The following is a 13,068-nucleotide window of genomic DNA, read 5'->3' on the forward strand; positions in this document are numbered from 1 at the left end:
GCCCTAGGCACCGTCCGGCGAGCAGGCGCGGTTCAGCGGCACAGGGCCGTGTCCACGAGACGCTCGACGCGCTTCATGGCTGCCTCGTCGGTCGGCTGCATGGTCACCGCGGCGTCGGCGGCGCGGCCGTCGGCGGTGGCGCCGCCCCGCGTCTCGTATCCCGGGAGGCTGCCGCCGTGGCCCCAGTAGACATCACCGCACGACAGCGGCTTGCTCACGAGACCCAGTCCGTAGCGGGCGCCGGAGCCGAAGTACGGAGCGCGGACGGTGGTACGCATCTGGGCGAGCTGGGCCGCCGGGAGGAGTCGGCCGGCCAGGAGCGCGGTGAAGAACTGGTTGAGGTCGGAGTTGGTGGAGATCATCTGCCCTGCCGCCCAGCCCCAGGAGGGGTCCATTTCCGTGATGTCGCGCAGAGGACCGCCCGCTGCATCCCGGTAGTAGCCCTGGGGGTGGGGTTCTCGGATGGTCATGTCACCGGGGGCGGGGAAGTAGGTGTGGCGCAGCCCGATGCGCTGGATGACGCGCCGCTCCATCTCCTTGGCGAGGGGCCGGCCGGTGACCTTCTGGATGATCAGGCCGGCCAGCACGTAGTTGGTGTTGCTGTACTCCCATTTCTTCCCGGGGGCGGAGTCGGCCTTGTGCTGGAGGGCGATGTCGAGGAGGTCGCGGGGTTCGAAGTACCGGACGTCGTCACCGAGGTATGCGGTGTAGTTGGGAAGTCCGCTGGTGTGCTGAAGGAGCTGACGGACCGTGATGCGGCGTCCGTCGATCCCCTCCCCGCGGACGAGGCCCGGCAGATAGGTGTCGACCGTGGCGTCGAGGCCGATCTTCCCTTCACCGACCAGTTGCAGCATGACCACCGCGGTGAACACCTTGGTGTTGCTGCCGATCCGCACCTGACCGTCCTCGGGCACCTTCGAGCCGGTGGCCAGGTTGCCCACCCCCGCGGTGTAGGTACGGGTGCGGCCCGCACGGTCCTTGACGCTCGCCAGCGCGGCGGGCAGGCCATCGGAGCGCACCAGCGCGCTCAGCCCCTGCCGGACGGCGTCCGGCCTCGGGGCAGCGGACACCGCGGGCGGCGCCAGGACACCCATCGTCATGACGCCCATGGCCACGGCCACCGCGGCCGGCACGGCTCTGCGCCGACCGCCCGGCCGCCGCCCGGAAGAACGAAACCTCTGCCATGTCTGCTCACGCACGGGCCAACTCCTACGGAATCATCGGGAACCAGCGATATGTGCCGGTCCCAGCATTTCCGGAAGCGACCGCCCGGGACGATCCTGCTGACCGCCCGCTCCTGGTAGGGCCAGCCCCCGGTACGGCCGGCCGCGATCCGCCGCCTTGTGACGCGGTGCCCTCCCACCTGGCGTACCTGGGCGGTGGCCCCCCGTACGTACCTGTCGGCGGCGCTCACCTCACCCGTCTCGTGGGTGTCCGGGACCGGAAAAGAGTCAGCATCGATCCGGCCGAAGGTGGTTACCCGCGAGGGCACTTGCCCATAAACTCACTGGCCGTCCCCGGAGACCCTTGTGACCTGGAACGAGGTAGCCGCCCGGGCGAGCCGACGGAATGGGGAGCTGCCCTGTGCTCTACCAGGTGCTGAAGTACCTGCTTCTCGGGCCGTTGCTGCGGCTGGTGTTCCGACCGCGGATCGAGGGGCTCGATCATGTGCCGGAGGAGGGCGCGGCGATCATTGCGGGCAATCATCTGTCGTTCGCCGATCACTTTGTGATGCCGGCGATCCTGCCGCGCCGGGTGACGTTTCTGGCCAAGGCGGAGTACTTCACCGGGCCCGGCCTGAAGGGACGGCTGACCGCGGCGTTCTTCCGGGGCGTCGGGCAGATTCCGGTGGACCGCTCCGGGGGCCGCGCCTCGCAGGCGGCCATCTCCTCGGGCCTCTCCGTCCTGCGCAAGGGCCGGCTGCTGGGCATCTACCCGGAGGGCACCCGCTCGCACGACGGCCGGCTCTACAAGGGGCGTACCGGCGTCGCTTCGATGGCCATCAAGGCCGGGGCGCCGGTGGTGCCGTGCGCGATGATCGGCACGTTCGAGGCGCAGCCGACGGGCCGGCGGCTGCCGCGCATCACGCGGATCACTATCCGCTTCGGCGCACCGCTGGACTTCTCACGGTATGCGGGCCTGGAGGACCAACGCGCCGCCCTGCGCGCCGTCACCGACGAGATCATGTACGCGATCCTCACCCTGTCCGGGCAGGAGTACGTCGACACCTACGCGGGCGAGGCCAAGGCCGCGGCGCAGGCACAGGCGCGGGCACACGGACGGCGTGGGCACGGGAAAGGGGCCGCGGGCTGAGCCGCCGGGCGGCCCTGAGGCCCCGCGGCGGGCCGGCGGCGATATCCGATCGCGGGGCGTGCCGCCGGCCCGTACCTTGATCGCTATGAAGCATCGGATACGGGGGTGCCGACGATGAGCGCCCGACTGCGGGGCATGGCACAGGAAACGGAACAGATCGTCGCGGCGGGTGCGTACCACGCCCCGAGCGGACGGCTGGTGGAGATCGCGGCGGCGGTCGGACGGGCGCGGGCCGCGACTCGCCTGTACGGCCCGGAGCCGGTCGCCGTGGAGGAGCCGTCGGCGCGAGCGCGCACGGTGTTCGAGGTGACGGGGGAGGGCAGCCTCACGGCGGGGCGGCGGCTGGCCGAGACGGGCGAGGGGCCGCTCGCCGTGCTGAACTTCGCCTCCGCGCGCAATCCCGGCGGCGGCTATCTGAACGGCGCGCAGGCCCAGGAGGAGGCGCTGTGCCGGGGGTCGGCGCTCTACACCTGCGTGCGCGAGGCCCCGGACTTCTATGCCGCACACCGGGCCGAGCCGAGCCCCTTCTACAGCGACCGGGTGATCCTCTCCCCCGGTGTACCGGTGTTCCGCGACGACCGGGGCCGGTTGCTCGAGGTGCCGTACGAGGCGGGCTTTCTGACGGCCGCGGCGCCGAACGCGGGAGTGATCGCGCGGCAGCGGCCGGCCGAGACGGGCCGGGTGGCGGCGGCGCTGGCGGCGCGTGCGGAGCGGGTGCTGGAGGTCGCGGCGGCCGGCGGGCACCGGCAGCTGGTGCTGGGCGCCTGGGGCTGTGGGGTGTTCCGTAATGAACCGGCCGAGGTGGCAGGGGCGTTCGCGGCCGCGTTGCTGGACGGAGGCCGGTTCCGCGGCTGGTTCGACCGCGTTGTGTTCGCCGTGCTGGACCGTCGGGAGGACTCCCCCACCAGGGCCGCCTTCTCCGAGGCGTTTCCCGGGTAAGCGGCGCGCGGAGGAGCACTGACGACGACAGGGGCGGCCGGGAGGATTCCCGGCCGCCCCTGCGTGCCGTCACTTCCGTGCCGGCATGGTCAAGGCGTCACTAGGGGGCGACCGGAAGAATGGAGGCACCCTTGGCGGCGGCCTTCGCCGTCGGCTTGGCCGGCTGGGGCGTGGCGTGCGGAGCGCAGGTCACGTCCTTGGCGTCGGTCTTGCCTTCCAGGAAGTACGCGTCGACCCGGCTGTTGATGCAGGGGTTGACCTGACCGGTGACACCGTGCGATCCGGCGTCCCGCTCGGTGATCAGACGCGAGCCCTTGAAACGGTGGTGCAGCTCGACCGCGCCGCCGTAAGGCGTCGCCGCGTCACGGGTGCTCTGCACGATCAGGACGCTCGGCAGACCCTTGCCGGTCTTGACGTCGACCGGTCGCTGCTGCTTGACCGGCCACGTGGCGCAGGGCAGGTTCATCCAGGCGTTGGACCAGGTCATGAACGGTGCCTGCTGGTGGATGCGGGTGTTGTCGCGGTCCCACTTCTTCCAGCTGGTGGGCCACTTGGCGTCGGTGCACTCGACGGCCGTGTAGACGGCGTTACCGTTCTCCGCGGAGGCGTTGCCGGCGAGGTCCAGGAGGTTCGGCCCGGCGTTCTCCACCAGCGGCTTGCTGTTGCCGGAGAGGTACGCGCTCCAGACCTCGGCGACCGAGGCCCACATCGAGTCGTAGTACGGCGCGTTCTGGAAGAAGCCGGTGAGCTCGGCGGGGCCGACCACACCGCTGATGGGATTCTTCTTGGCGGTCGCCCGCAGCTTCTCCCACGCCGCCTGGACCTTCTCGGGGGTGGCACCGATGTGGTACGTGGCGTCGTTCTTGGCGACCCACTTCTTCCAGTCGCCCCAGCGGGTCTCGAAGGCGATGTCCTGGTCGAGGTTGGCCTGGTACCAGACCTTCTCTCGGGACGGGTCGACGACGCTGTCGACGAGCATCCGGCGGACATGGTTCGGGAAGAGCGTCCCGTAGACGGCGCCCAGGTAGGTGCCGTAGGAGACGCCCAGGTAGTTGAGCTTCTTGTCACCGAGCGCGGCACGAATCACATCGAGGTCGCGGGCGGTGTTCTTGGTCGTCATGTACGGCAGGAGGCCGCCACTGCGCTCGGCGCAGCCGTCGGCGTACTCCTTGGCGAGCTTGCGCTGAGCGCGCTTGTCGGCCTCGCTGCCCGGTACCGGGTCGGCCTTCGGGGCCTTGACGAACTCCTGCGGGTCCATGCAGGAGATCGGCGCGGAGTGTCCGACACCCCGGGGGTCAAATCCGACAAAGTCATACGCCTTGGCGGTCTTGACCCACAGGGGGCTCTTGGTGGTGATACGGCTCGGGAACTTCATGCCCGAACCGCCGGGGCCACCGGGGTTGTAGACGAGGGAGCCCTGTCGCTCCTTCTTGCTGCCGGTGCTGACGGCGCGGTCCACGGCGATCTTGATGGTGCGGCCGTTGGGCCGGGCGTAGTCGACCGGGACGGTGACATAGCCGCACTGGATGGGCGACTTGAAGCCCCAGTCGGCGGGGCACTCCTGCCAGTCGATGCCCTTCTTGGCCGCGCGCGCGGCAGCGGTCGCCACACCGCGTGCTTCGGCCGAACCGCGCTGGTGCTGCTCGCCCGCGCTGGCGGGCGTGGCGGATATCGCTCCGGCGAGGAGCGCTCCGGTCACCATGGTGCCGGCGGCGCCGAGCGCTGCTGTTTTTCTCACGTGGTTAATTCCCCCTGCATGGTGTGCCACTTGTGGCGGCGTTGATCACAGGCTTACGAAGGGATCCTGACGTGTGGCGTCCCCTCTTGAACAGGTTCGACCCACACTTCTTTACCAAGCTGTAGGTTTCCGGCCGCGTCGGCTTCGGCCTGTTGGCGTGCGGCAGTCCGCGCAGCCGTGGAAGTGCGCGGGCGCTGCGCCGGAATGCGGGTGGCGCGCACGCAGACCCCGTAGCAGTGCCGGTGAACGGCCGGACATCGCAGCGGAACCTCACCATTCCGGCCAAGGCCGCCGGACAGTGCCCCACGCGCCCGCGTCACACCCGCCACACTCATCGGAAGCAGCAACTCCGCCCGCAAGAGGAGCAGTTGACGAGCCGGTAAGGCGCCTCACGCCAGGTCGGGACTGCTCGGCGGAGAGGTTCCTGCCGTGGCCGGCCTGGTGGAGTGCGGCACGGCGCGATGACTCCCGGAGGGGCGCGCAGGGGCGAGAATACGTCAATTGCCGTAGACCTGCCCTTCAGGCATGTGCCAGCCGCACACCTTCAGTAACCTTCCGTGAAGGCTCTCCCACTCACCGCCACAAGGGAGGGCTTCGGCGTTTTCGCGCCCCGTCCGAGCCGTCGCGAAGGAGATCCGAAGTGCCGGGTATCGATCAGGTGTTGTCCCAAGCCATGGGGATCCCCGGCGTTCGGTGTGCCGGACTGATCGACTGGACCAGTGGTCTGACGCTCGGTACGGCCGGGCAGGCGCCGCACGACGATCATGACGCGGCCGCCGCGGACACCGCGGAGGTGGTGCAGGCCGTGGTGCGCAACGCCACCTTCGACACCACGGGCACCGCGGGCCCGGCCCTCGAAGACCTCATCATCACGGCTGCGGGCTGCTACCACCTCATCCGTTTTGTGCACACGGCCTTCGACAGCCAGACCTATCTCTACCTCTGGCTGGACCGCACGCAGGCCAACCTCGCCGTCGCCCGGCTACGGCTGCGCGCGCTGGCCGCGGAGCTGGTCGCGTCCTGACGGCGCCCTCCGCCACACCGCACGAACGGTAAGGGAACCAGCCATGGGCCTGCCCATATCTCCTCACCCGCCCGCCCCGGCCGGGCTGCTCGACCGCTGCGCCGCCGAACGCGTCACCGGCACCCTCAGCGGTCCGCACGGCTGCTTCTACTTTCTCGACGGTGCGGTCTACTGCATCGAGGGCACCGCCGCCCCCGGGCTCGACATACGTCTCACCGCGGCCGGCAAGCTGCCGCCGCGGGGCTGGCAGTACGCCGCCGAAACGGCAGGACCGCGGCAGAGCGGCGGCCAATTCCTGGTCAGCGAGGGCTGGTTGACGCAGGGCGAACTGGAGATATGTCATCTTGCCGCCCTGCTCGACGCCGCGTTCTTCGCCCTTCCACTGGCACCGGAGGCCACCTCCTTCACCCCCGGGACCGGGCACTGGCTGGGTGTCATACGCCCCATCAGCGCCACCGCCCTCCAGCAGGCGACGGCCCGCCGCCGGACACTGCTCGACCGGCTGCACCCCTGGGCGGCGGTCGACTCCTCCCCCGTCGTCCCCGTCCACCCGCGCAGCCCGGCCCCCACCACGGGCCGCCAGCGGCGGCTGCTCGACCGCGCCGACGGCCGGCAGACACCCCAGGAACTGGCCCGCGCGCTGGGCCAGTCCGCGTTCGGGACGCTGCTCGACATCCGCCGCCTCGCCGCCGCCGGCCTCGTCCACGTCCCCCGGGCGGCGGCAGCACTCCCCCGCCGGCGGCCCGGCGCCTGTCTGAACGGTCCCGCCCCCGTGGCCGAAGGGAGCCCCGACGCGAGCTGGCAACTACCGGTACCGGACGTCCTCGATACCGCCGATCCGGATATTGCCCTCCTTGTCCGACTGCGTACGGCGTTGGAGGAAAGCCTGTGAGCCCTTGCGCACGAAGACCGTGCACCCCATGAGGCGCGTCATCAGAAGGCACGCCTCGAAAAGGAGACTGATGACGATCGAACCCCGGATACGGGAGGAATTGCACACGCTGCGCGATCAAGTACGCCATTTCCAGGGCGGGATGGTGGCGAGCGTCGACGGCATGGTGATCGCCCATGATCTGCCGGATATCGAGCCGGACGGCCTGGCCGCCCTCACCGCCGCCGCGATCGGCGTCGCCAAACGCCTCACCGACGCGACCGGACAGGGCGACTTCGAGGAATCCCTGACGCGTGGCGCGGACGGCTATATCGCGGCCTATTCGGCCGGACGCCGCGCGGTCCTGACCGCCGTGGCCAGCCCCGACACCAACGTGGGCCGGCTTCATCTTCAGGCCAGAAGGGCCGCGGCCCGCATCGGCGCCCTCGTGGACGCACAGCCCCACCGGTAGGAGACCTCCCCCACGCACCCGCAGAAATGCGACCACCCGGAATCCGGAAACCCGGAATCCGAGAAACACCGTCAAGGAATCGAAAGGTCTGAACCCCTCATGGCTCAACTGGAATCCGCTCTCGCCGACGCGATGTCGACCATCGAGGGCGCGGTCGGCGTCGCCCTGGTCGACTACACCAGCGGCATGGCCCTGGCCACCCTGGGAGACAAGCAGGCGCTGGACCTCAATGTCGCGGCGGCCGGCAATACCGATGTCGTACGCGCCAAGATGCGCACCATGGAGATGCTGGAACTCCAGGGCGCCATCGAGGACATGCTCATCACTCTGACCTCGCAGTACCACATCATCCGCCCGGTGACGGGCAAGAGCGGTGCCGGTCTCTTCCTCTACCTGGTGCTGGACCGCAAGCGCGCCAATCTTGCACTGGCGCGCCTCCGCCTTTCCCGGCTGGAGGCCGATCTGGAGGTATGAGGCGGTGCGGCCGCCGTCACTCGGCGGCGGCCGCCGCGGCGGCCTCGTCCAGGAGGCGCCGCAGCCGTAGCGCGTCCGGGGCCACGGCCGTGGCCAGGGCCCCTGGACCCGCGAGCGGCGCCAGTACGCCCTGCCCCGCGCCGCCGTCGGAGCGCTCGCCCGCCGCGGCACCGAGCAGCCGCACCTCGGCCGGCTTCGTCTCGTACTCCGGCCCGATGAGCAGGAATTGACCGACGGCGCGGTGCCCGCCCAGGACGGCCGGGGAGTCCCAGCCCGGGACGCCGGGCCCGTACGCCGTCTCCTGGTCGAGCAGCGTCCGGCCGGCCCGGCGGACGGTGAGGCGGCTGCGCAGCGCGCCGGTCTCCTCGCCGCTGCGTCCCAGGACCTGTTCCTCGCGGAGCACCAGGCGTGCGGTGGGGGCCAGTTCGACGGTGGTGGTCATCCGCAGGTCGCTGCCCGCCGCGGAGATCAGCGGTTCGGGCAGCCAGTCGAGCCGCGCGCCGTCGCCCACCGTCAACCGCACGTCGTAGCGGGCGGGTTCGCCCGTACGGCCGGGCAGCGCGACGGTCGCGGCGGCAGCGGTGAGACGCAGCACGCTGCCCGCCTCGGCGGTGGCTTCGATGGCCAGCCGGTCGCCGCCGAGCGGGGCGCTCATGGCACCCACGACACAGACCTCGGCCTGGTTGCCGTGCGCGCGGAGGCGGCGCAGCGCGAACGGCCCGTCGCCGTCGAGGACGGGCAGCCGGGTGGTGCCGTGGGCGTCGGTCCGCGCGAGGATGCGGGCGGTGGCGCGCAGCCCGGCGGCGGAGCGGGCGTCGGCCCGCGGTGCCGCCGGCGTCGGGGGTGCGAGGGTCATGCCGGGCCCGCGGTCCAGTCCGCCAGCCGCTCGCGCACCCAGTCCGACACCGGGCGGACGCCGTTCTCCATCTTCAGGGCGGTGAAGGCGACGGGGAGTTCGCCGCGCTGCGCCTTGGCGTCGCGGGCCATGCCTTCCAGGTCGGCACCGACGTACGGGGCGAGGTCGGTCTTGTTGATGACGAGCAGGTCGGAGGTGGTGACGCCGGGGCCGCCCTTGCGCGGGATGTCATCGCCGCCCGCCACGTCAATGACGAAGATCTGGGCGTCGACGAGGCCCTTGGAGAAGGTGGCGGTCAGGTTGTCGCCGCCGGATTCGACCAGCACGAGGTCGAGCGGACCGACCGCCTCCTCCAGGTCCTCGACGGCTTCGAGGTTGGCGGAGATGTCGTCCCGGATGGCGGTGTGCGGGCAGGCACCGGTCTCCACGGCGGCGATCCGCTCGGCGGGCAGCACGGCCTCACGGAGCAGGAACTCGGCGTCCTCACGGGTGTAGATGTCGTTGGTGACCACGGCGAGGGACAGCTCGTCGCGCAGCGCCCGGCACAGCGCGGCGACGGTGGCGGTCTTGCCGGTGCCGACCGGTCCGCCGAGGCCGATGCGCAGCGCGCGGCGGGTGCCACTGCGCCGCACTCCGTCCCGGCTCTCCTGGTGGCGCCCGGATGCCGCCCCGACCCGCTGCGGGCCGGCGGCGCCGTAGGTGTAGCGCTCGGGGAAGGGGTCCTGGTGGTCACGGTGCATGGTCACTCCGGTGGTGAGTACGGCGGCGGGCGGCGCGGGGCTTCGGCGGGGTCAGGACGCGAAGAGCCGTACCGGCCAGGCGGCGTGCTGTTGGGCGGTGAGGTCGAGCAGTGGCGCGGAGGCGGCGGGCAGGGCACCGGTTCCTTCGGCCGCGACGCGCAGCGCGGCTTCGGTGGCCTGTTGCGCCACCTGGTCGAGCTCGGCGGCGAGCCGGGCGAGCACGGCGGTGGCGTCGAAGGGGTCCATGCTCAGCAGGCGGACGGCCGCGGTGGCCGGGCCGCTGATGTTCTCGTAGGCCACGGCGTATGCGGCATCGAGCGGCGGCAGGCCCGCGGACCGGGCGGCCAGGCCCAGGACGACGGGCTGGTGGGCGCCGCGGGGACGGGCCGCGGCGAGCGCGTCGAGTGCGGCGCTCGGCCAGGTCGCCCGCGCGGCCCGCATCATCTGCCGCCCCAGCTTGCGGGCGGTGGTCCGCAGTGCCGGTACGGGGGTACGGGCATCGGCGGCGTCGTCCAGGAGGAGCGGGTCGTGGCCGGCCGCGGCCGCGGCGGCGAGCCCCGCGGCGACCAGGCCCGCGGTGTGCAGCCGGCCCCGGCAGAAGGTCTCCAGGGTGGCGGCGTCCTTGATGCGTCCCGCGGTGACGGCCGGTTCCGCGCCGCCCGAGTGGGCGTGCCCTCCGGCGGGGAACCGGCCGTCGGCGAGGACGAGCAGCGCTGCGCGGCTCATCGGTGGTACGTGCCCTTCATCGGGGTGTTCATCGGCGGCCTCAGAAGAGGAAGTACCGCTGGGTCATGGGGAGTTCGGCCGCGGGCTGCGGCTCGACCACCTCACCGTCGATGGTCACGGTGAAGGTGTCGGGGTCGACATGGACGCGCGGCAGGGCGTCGTTGTTGCGCATATCGGCCTTGGTGATGCCGCGGGTGCTGTGGATCGCCTCGAAGGGCTTGGCCAGCACCAGGCGCTCGGGAAGTGCGTCTTCCAGGGCCTGCCGGGAGACGAAGTTGAGCGAGTTGCTGCCCGGGGCCCTGCCGGTGGCGCCGAACATCGGGCGGGGCAGCACCGGCTGCGGAGTGGGGATGGAGGCGTTGGCGTCTCCCATCTGCGCATACGCGATCTGCCCGCCCTTGATGACCAGCTGCGGCTTGACGCCGAAGAACGCCGGGTCCCACAGCACGAGGTCGGCAAGCTTGCCGTCCTCGACGGAGCCGACGACATGGTCGATGCCCTGCGCGAGAGCCGCGTTGATGGTGTACTTCGCGACATAACGACGGGCGCGGTGGTTGTCCGCACCCCCGTCGCCGGGGAGGGCGCCGCGGCGCCGCTTCATGACGTGCGCCGTCTGCCACGTCCGCAGCACGACCTCGCCGATGCGCCCCATGGCCTGGGCGTCGGAGGCCATGATCGAGATGGCGCCGAGGTCGTGCAGGATGTCCTCGGCGGCGATGGTGGACGGCCGGATCCGGGACTCGGCGAAGGCGAGGTCCTCGGGGACCGCCGGGTTGAGGTGATGACAGACCATCAGCATGTCGAGGTGCTCCTCGACGGTGTTGACAGTGTGCGGCCGCGTGGGGTTGGTGGAGGCGGGCAGCACATTCGGCTCGGAGACCATCGCGATCATGTCGGGGGCGTGGCCGCCGCCTGCACCTTCGACATGGAACGCGTGGAGGGAGCGGCCGGCGATGGCGGCCAGGGTGTCGCCGAGGAAGCCGGCCTCGTTGAGCGTGTCGGTGTGGATCGCGAGCTGGGCGCCGCTCTCCTCGCAGACGCTCAGACAGGCGTCGAGGACGGCGGGTGTGGCGCCCCAGTCCTCATGGATCTTGAAGCCGAGGATGCCCGCCCGCAGCTGGTCGCGCATCGACGCGAGGGAGGTGGTGTTGCCCTTGCCGAGCAGGCCGACGTTGACCGGCAGCGAGTCCATCGACTCGAACATCCGGGCAAGGTGCCAGGCGCCGGGGGTGATGGTGGTGGCCTTGCTGCCCTCGGCCGGTCCGGTGCCGCCGCCGATCATCGTGGTGACACCGGAGGCCAGCGCCTCGTCCGCCTGCTGGGGGCAGATGAAGTGGACATGGGTGTCGATGGCGCCGGCCGTCAGGATCTTGCCGTTGCCGGCGATGATCTCGGTCTCGGGGCCGATGACCAGGTCGGGGTGGACGCCGTCCATGGTGTCGGGGTTGCCGGCCTTGCCCAGGGCGGTGATCCGCCCGTCACGGATGCCGACATCGGCCTTGACGATGCCCCAGTGGTCCAGCACGACCGCGCCGGTGATCACGGTGTCGGGGGTGCCCTCGGCGCGGGTGGCGCGGGACTGGCCCATCGATTCGCGGATCACCTTGCCACCGCCGAAGACGGCCTCGTCACCGGCCCGTCCCGGTCCGCCCGAGCGGTCCTCGGTGATCTCGATGACCAGGTCGGTGTCGGCGAGCCGGATGCGGTCGCCAGCGGTCGGGCCGAAGAGATCGGCGTACGCCTGGCGGGTCAGCTCAGCCATCGAGAGTTCCTCCGGTCTCGCCCCGCAGGCCCATGACGATCCGCTTGCCCCCGAGGGGGACGAGTTCGACCTCGGTGGGGATGCCGGGCTCGAAGCGCACGGCGGAGCCGGCCGGGACGTTCAGCCGCTTGCCGTGCGCGGCCACGCGGTCGAAGTCGAGGCCGGGATTGGCCTCGGCGAAGTGGTAGTGGGAGCCGACCTGGACGGGGCGGTCGGCGGCGTTGAGGACGGTCATGCGCGTGCGGGGAAGGCCTTCGTTGAGGCGCACCGGCTCGTCGGCGTGGAGGATCTGTCCCGGGATCATCGTCTGCTGCCTCCGTTCAGTTGATGGGTTCGTGAACGGTGACGAGCTTGGTGCCGTCCGGGAAGGTGGCCTCGACCTGCACGTCGTGGATCATCTCGGGCACGCCGTCCATGACCTCGTCGCGGGTGAGCACCTTGCGACCGGAGGACATGAGCTCGGCGACGGTTCGGCCGTCCCGGGCACCTTCGAGGATGTGCACGGTCAGCAGGGCAATCGATTCCGGGTGGTTCAGCTTCACCCCCCGGGAACGGCGTTTTTCAGCCACATCTGCCGCCACATGAATCATCAAGCGTTCCTGCTCATGCGGGGTCAGTTGCATACGATCCACCTCACAGTCTTCCCGCCCGGACACATTCGCCCAGGTCACAGGCGTGGAGACACCCGTGACGATAGATGTACCACGCAATAATTAAAGGAGGAGCAAACCGACTTCCAGCACTTGGCCATCAACAGCCCCACGCTCGGAGACTAGTTCGGCGGGATTTCGTCGGCGTTACAACCAGGGACACATCAGCGTCCCCTCTTACGCCTGATGTAACGCGGTGTCACTACCGCCCGTTACGGCGCGGCAACCGATCCCCGCGGCGGCCTCATCCCGCCCATTTCCCCGGAAGTGCCCGGAACCCGAAGGCCGGATCCGCACCCCGCGGGCCGGCGGCACCCGGGGAACAGAGGCGTGTCATGCACCATCAACCGACATGATCGCCGCAAATCAGACGCACTCCGCTCGGCGAACTCAGCTGTCCGGTATGCGCTCTTGACGGTTCCCGCGGTGATCGCAATTCTCGTGTGCGCGTTAAACATGTGCGCGTCAAAGCAGCTCCGCGCCATTCCCCCCCACACCAGTAT

At 70.7% G+C, this 13,068-nt stretch carries 14 protein-coding genes; 6 read left to right on the top strand and 8 right to left on the bottom strand.

Annotated features, from left to right (window positions below):
• Positions 1 to 32: 32 nt before the first annotated feature.
• A complete protein-coding gene (locus M8I34_RS32780; RefSeq protein WP_250055887.1) occupies positions 33 to 1,133 on the bottom strand; it encodes a serine hydrolase domain-containing protein in 1,101 nt (366 codons plus the stop codon).
• Positions 1,134 to 1,584: 451 nt separating this feature from the next.
• Between M8I34_RS32780 and M8I34_RS32785 the strand changes: the two genes are divergently transcribed.
• Together M8I34_RS32785 and M8I34_RS32790 are read left to right on the top strand one after the other, a co-directional pair.
• On the top strand, positions 1,585 to 2,313 hold the full coding sequence (locus tag M8I34_RS32785; RefSeq protein ID WP_250055783.1) for a 1-acyl-sn-glycerol-3-phosphate acyltransferase: 729 nt from the start codon (positions 1,585 to 1,587) through the stop codon (positions 2,311 to 2,313).
• 114 nt (positions 2,314 to 2,427) lie between these two features.
• A complete protein-coding gene (locus M8I34_RS32790; protein WP_250055785.1) occupies positions 2,428 to 3,252 on the top strand; it encodes a TIGR02452 family protein in 825 nt (274 codons plus the stop codon).
• Between the two features lie 100 nt (positions 3,253 to 3,352).
• Here the strand turns inward: M8I34_RS32790 and M8I34_RS32795 are convergent, their stop codons facing one another.
• Positions 3,353 to 4,990, bottom strand: coding sequence for an alpha/beta hydrolase (locus M8I34_RS32795; protein WP_250055787.1), 1,638 nt, complete (start codon positions 4,988 to 4,990; stop codon positions 3,353 to 3,355).
• A gap of 640 nt (positions 4,991 to 5,630) precedes the next feature.
• Here M8I34_RS32795 and M8I34_RS32800 point away from each other — a divergent pair.
• From M8I34_RS32800 to M8I34_RS32815, 4 genes are all read left to right on the top strand, one after another.
• Entirely contained in the window at positions 5,631 to 6,014 is a 384-nt protein-coding gene (locus M8I34_RS32800; protein ID WP_030985229.1) for a hypothetical protein, read from the top strand.
• 43 nt (positions 6,015 to 6,057) lie between these two features.
• Positions 6,058 to 6,906 (top strand): hypothetical protein, encoded by an 849-nt coding sequence (locus M8I34_RS32805; protein WP_250055790.1) that lies wholly within the window; start codon positions 6,058 to 6,060, stop codon positions 6,904 to 6,906.
• A 70-nt stretch (positions 6,907 to 6,976) separates the two neighbouring features.
• Complete coding sequence (locus M8I34_RS32810) at positions 6,977 to 7,357, top strand: roadblock/LC7 domain-containing protein (RefSeq protein ID WP_030076212.1); 381 nt, start codon at positions 6,977 to 6,979, stop codon at positions 7,355 to 7,357.
• Positions 7,358 to 7,456: 99 nt separating this feature from the next.
• Positions 7,457 to 7,831 carry a hypothetical protein gene (locus M8I34_RS32815; protein WP_030076211.1) on the top strand — a complete coding sequence of 125 codons (375 nt, stop codon included), beginning with the start codon at positions 7,457 to 7,459 and terminating at the stop codon, positions 7,829 to 7,831.
• Positions 7,832 to 7,847: 16 nt separating this feature from the next.
• Here M8I34_RS32815 and M8I34_RS32820 read toward each other — a convergent pair whose 3' ends face one another.
• Genes M8I34_RS32820 through M8I34_RS32845 form a run of 6 tightly spaced genes read right to left on the bottom strand, consistent with a single transcriptional unit; the run spans position 7,848 to position 12,538 of the window.
• On the bottom strand, positions 7,848 to 8,687 hold the full coding sequence (locus M8I34_RS32820) for an urease accessory protein UreD (RefSeq protein WP_250055792.1): 840 nt from the start codon (positions 8,685 to 8,687) through the stop codon (positions 7,848 to 7,850).
• Positions 8,684 to 9,427 carry an urease accessory protein UreG gene (gene ureG / locus M8I34_RS32825; RefSeq protein WP_250055794.1) on the bottom strand — a complete coding sequence of 248 codons (744 nt, stop codon included), beginning with the start codon at positions 9,425 to 9,427 and terminating at the stop codon, positions 8,684 to 8,686. The genes M8I34_RS32820 and ureG overlap by 4 nt, the downstream gene beginning before the upstream one ends.
• 51 nt (positions 9,428 to 9,478) lie before the next feature.
• Positions 9,479 to 10,153 carry an urease accessory protein UreF gene (locus tag M8I34_RS32830; protein WP_250055796.1) on the bottom strand — a complete coding sequence of 225 codons (675 nt, stop codon included), beginning with the start codon at positions 10,151 to 10,153 and terminating at the stop codon, positions 9,479 to 9,481.
• Positions 10,154 to 10,193: 40 nt separating this feature from the next.
• Positions 10,194 to 11,915, bottom strand: coding sequence for an urease subunit alpha (locus M8I34_RS32835; protein ID WP_250055798.1), 1,722 nt, complete (start codon positions 11,913 to 11,915; stop codon positions 10,194 to 10,196).
• Entirely contained in the window at positions 11,908 to 12,219 is a 312-nt protein-coding gene (locus tag M8I34_RS32840; protein WP_250055799.1) for an urease subunit beta, read from the bottom strand. The genes M8I34_RS32835 and M8I34_RS32840 overlap by 8 nt, the downstream gene beginning before the upstream one ends.
• 16 nt (positions 12,220 to 12,235) lie before the next feature.
• Positions 12,236 to 12,538, bottom strand: coding sequence for an urease subunit gamma (locus tag M8I34_RS32845; protein WP_026170153.1), 303 nt, complete (start codon positions 12,536 to 12,538; stop codon positions 12,236 to 12,238).
• Positions 12,539 to 13,068: the final 530 nt, after the last annotated feature.

It is taken from the genome of Streptomyces sp. MCA2 (assembly GCF_023544705.1).
Lineage (GTDB): Bacteria > Actinomycetota > Actinomycetes > Streptomycetales > Streptomycetaceae > Streptomyces > Streptomyces decoyicus.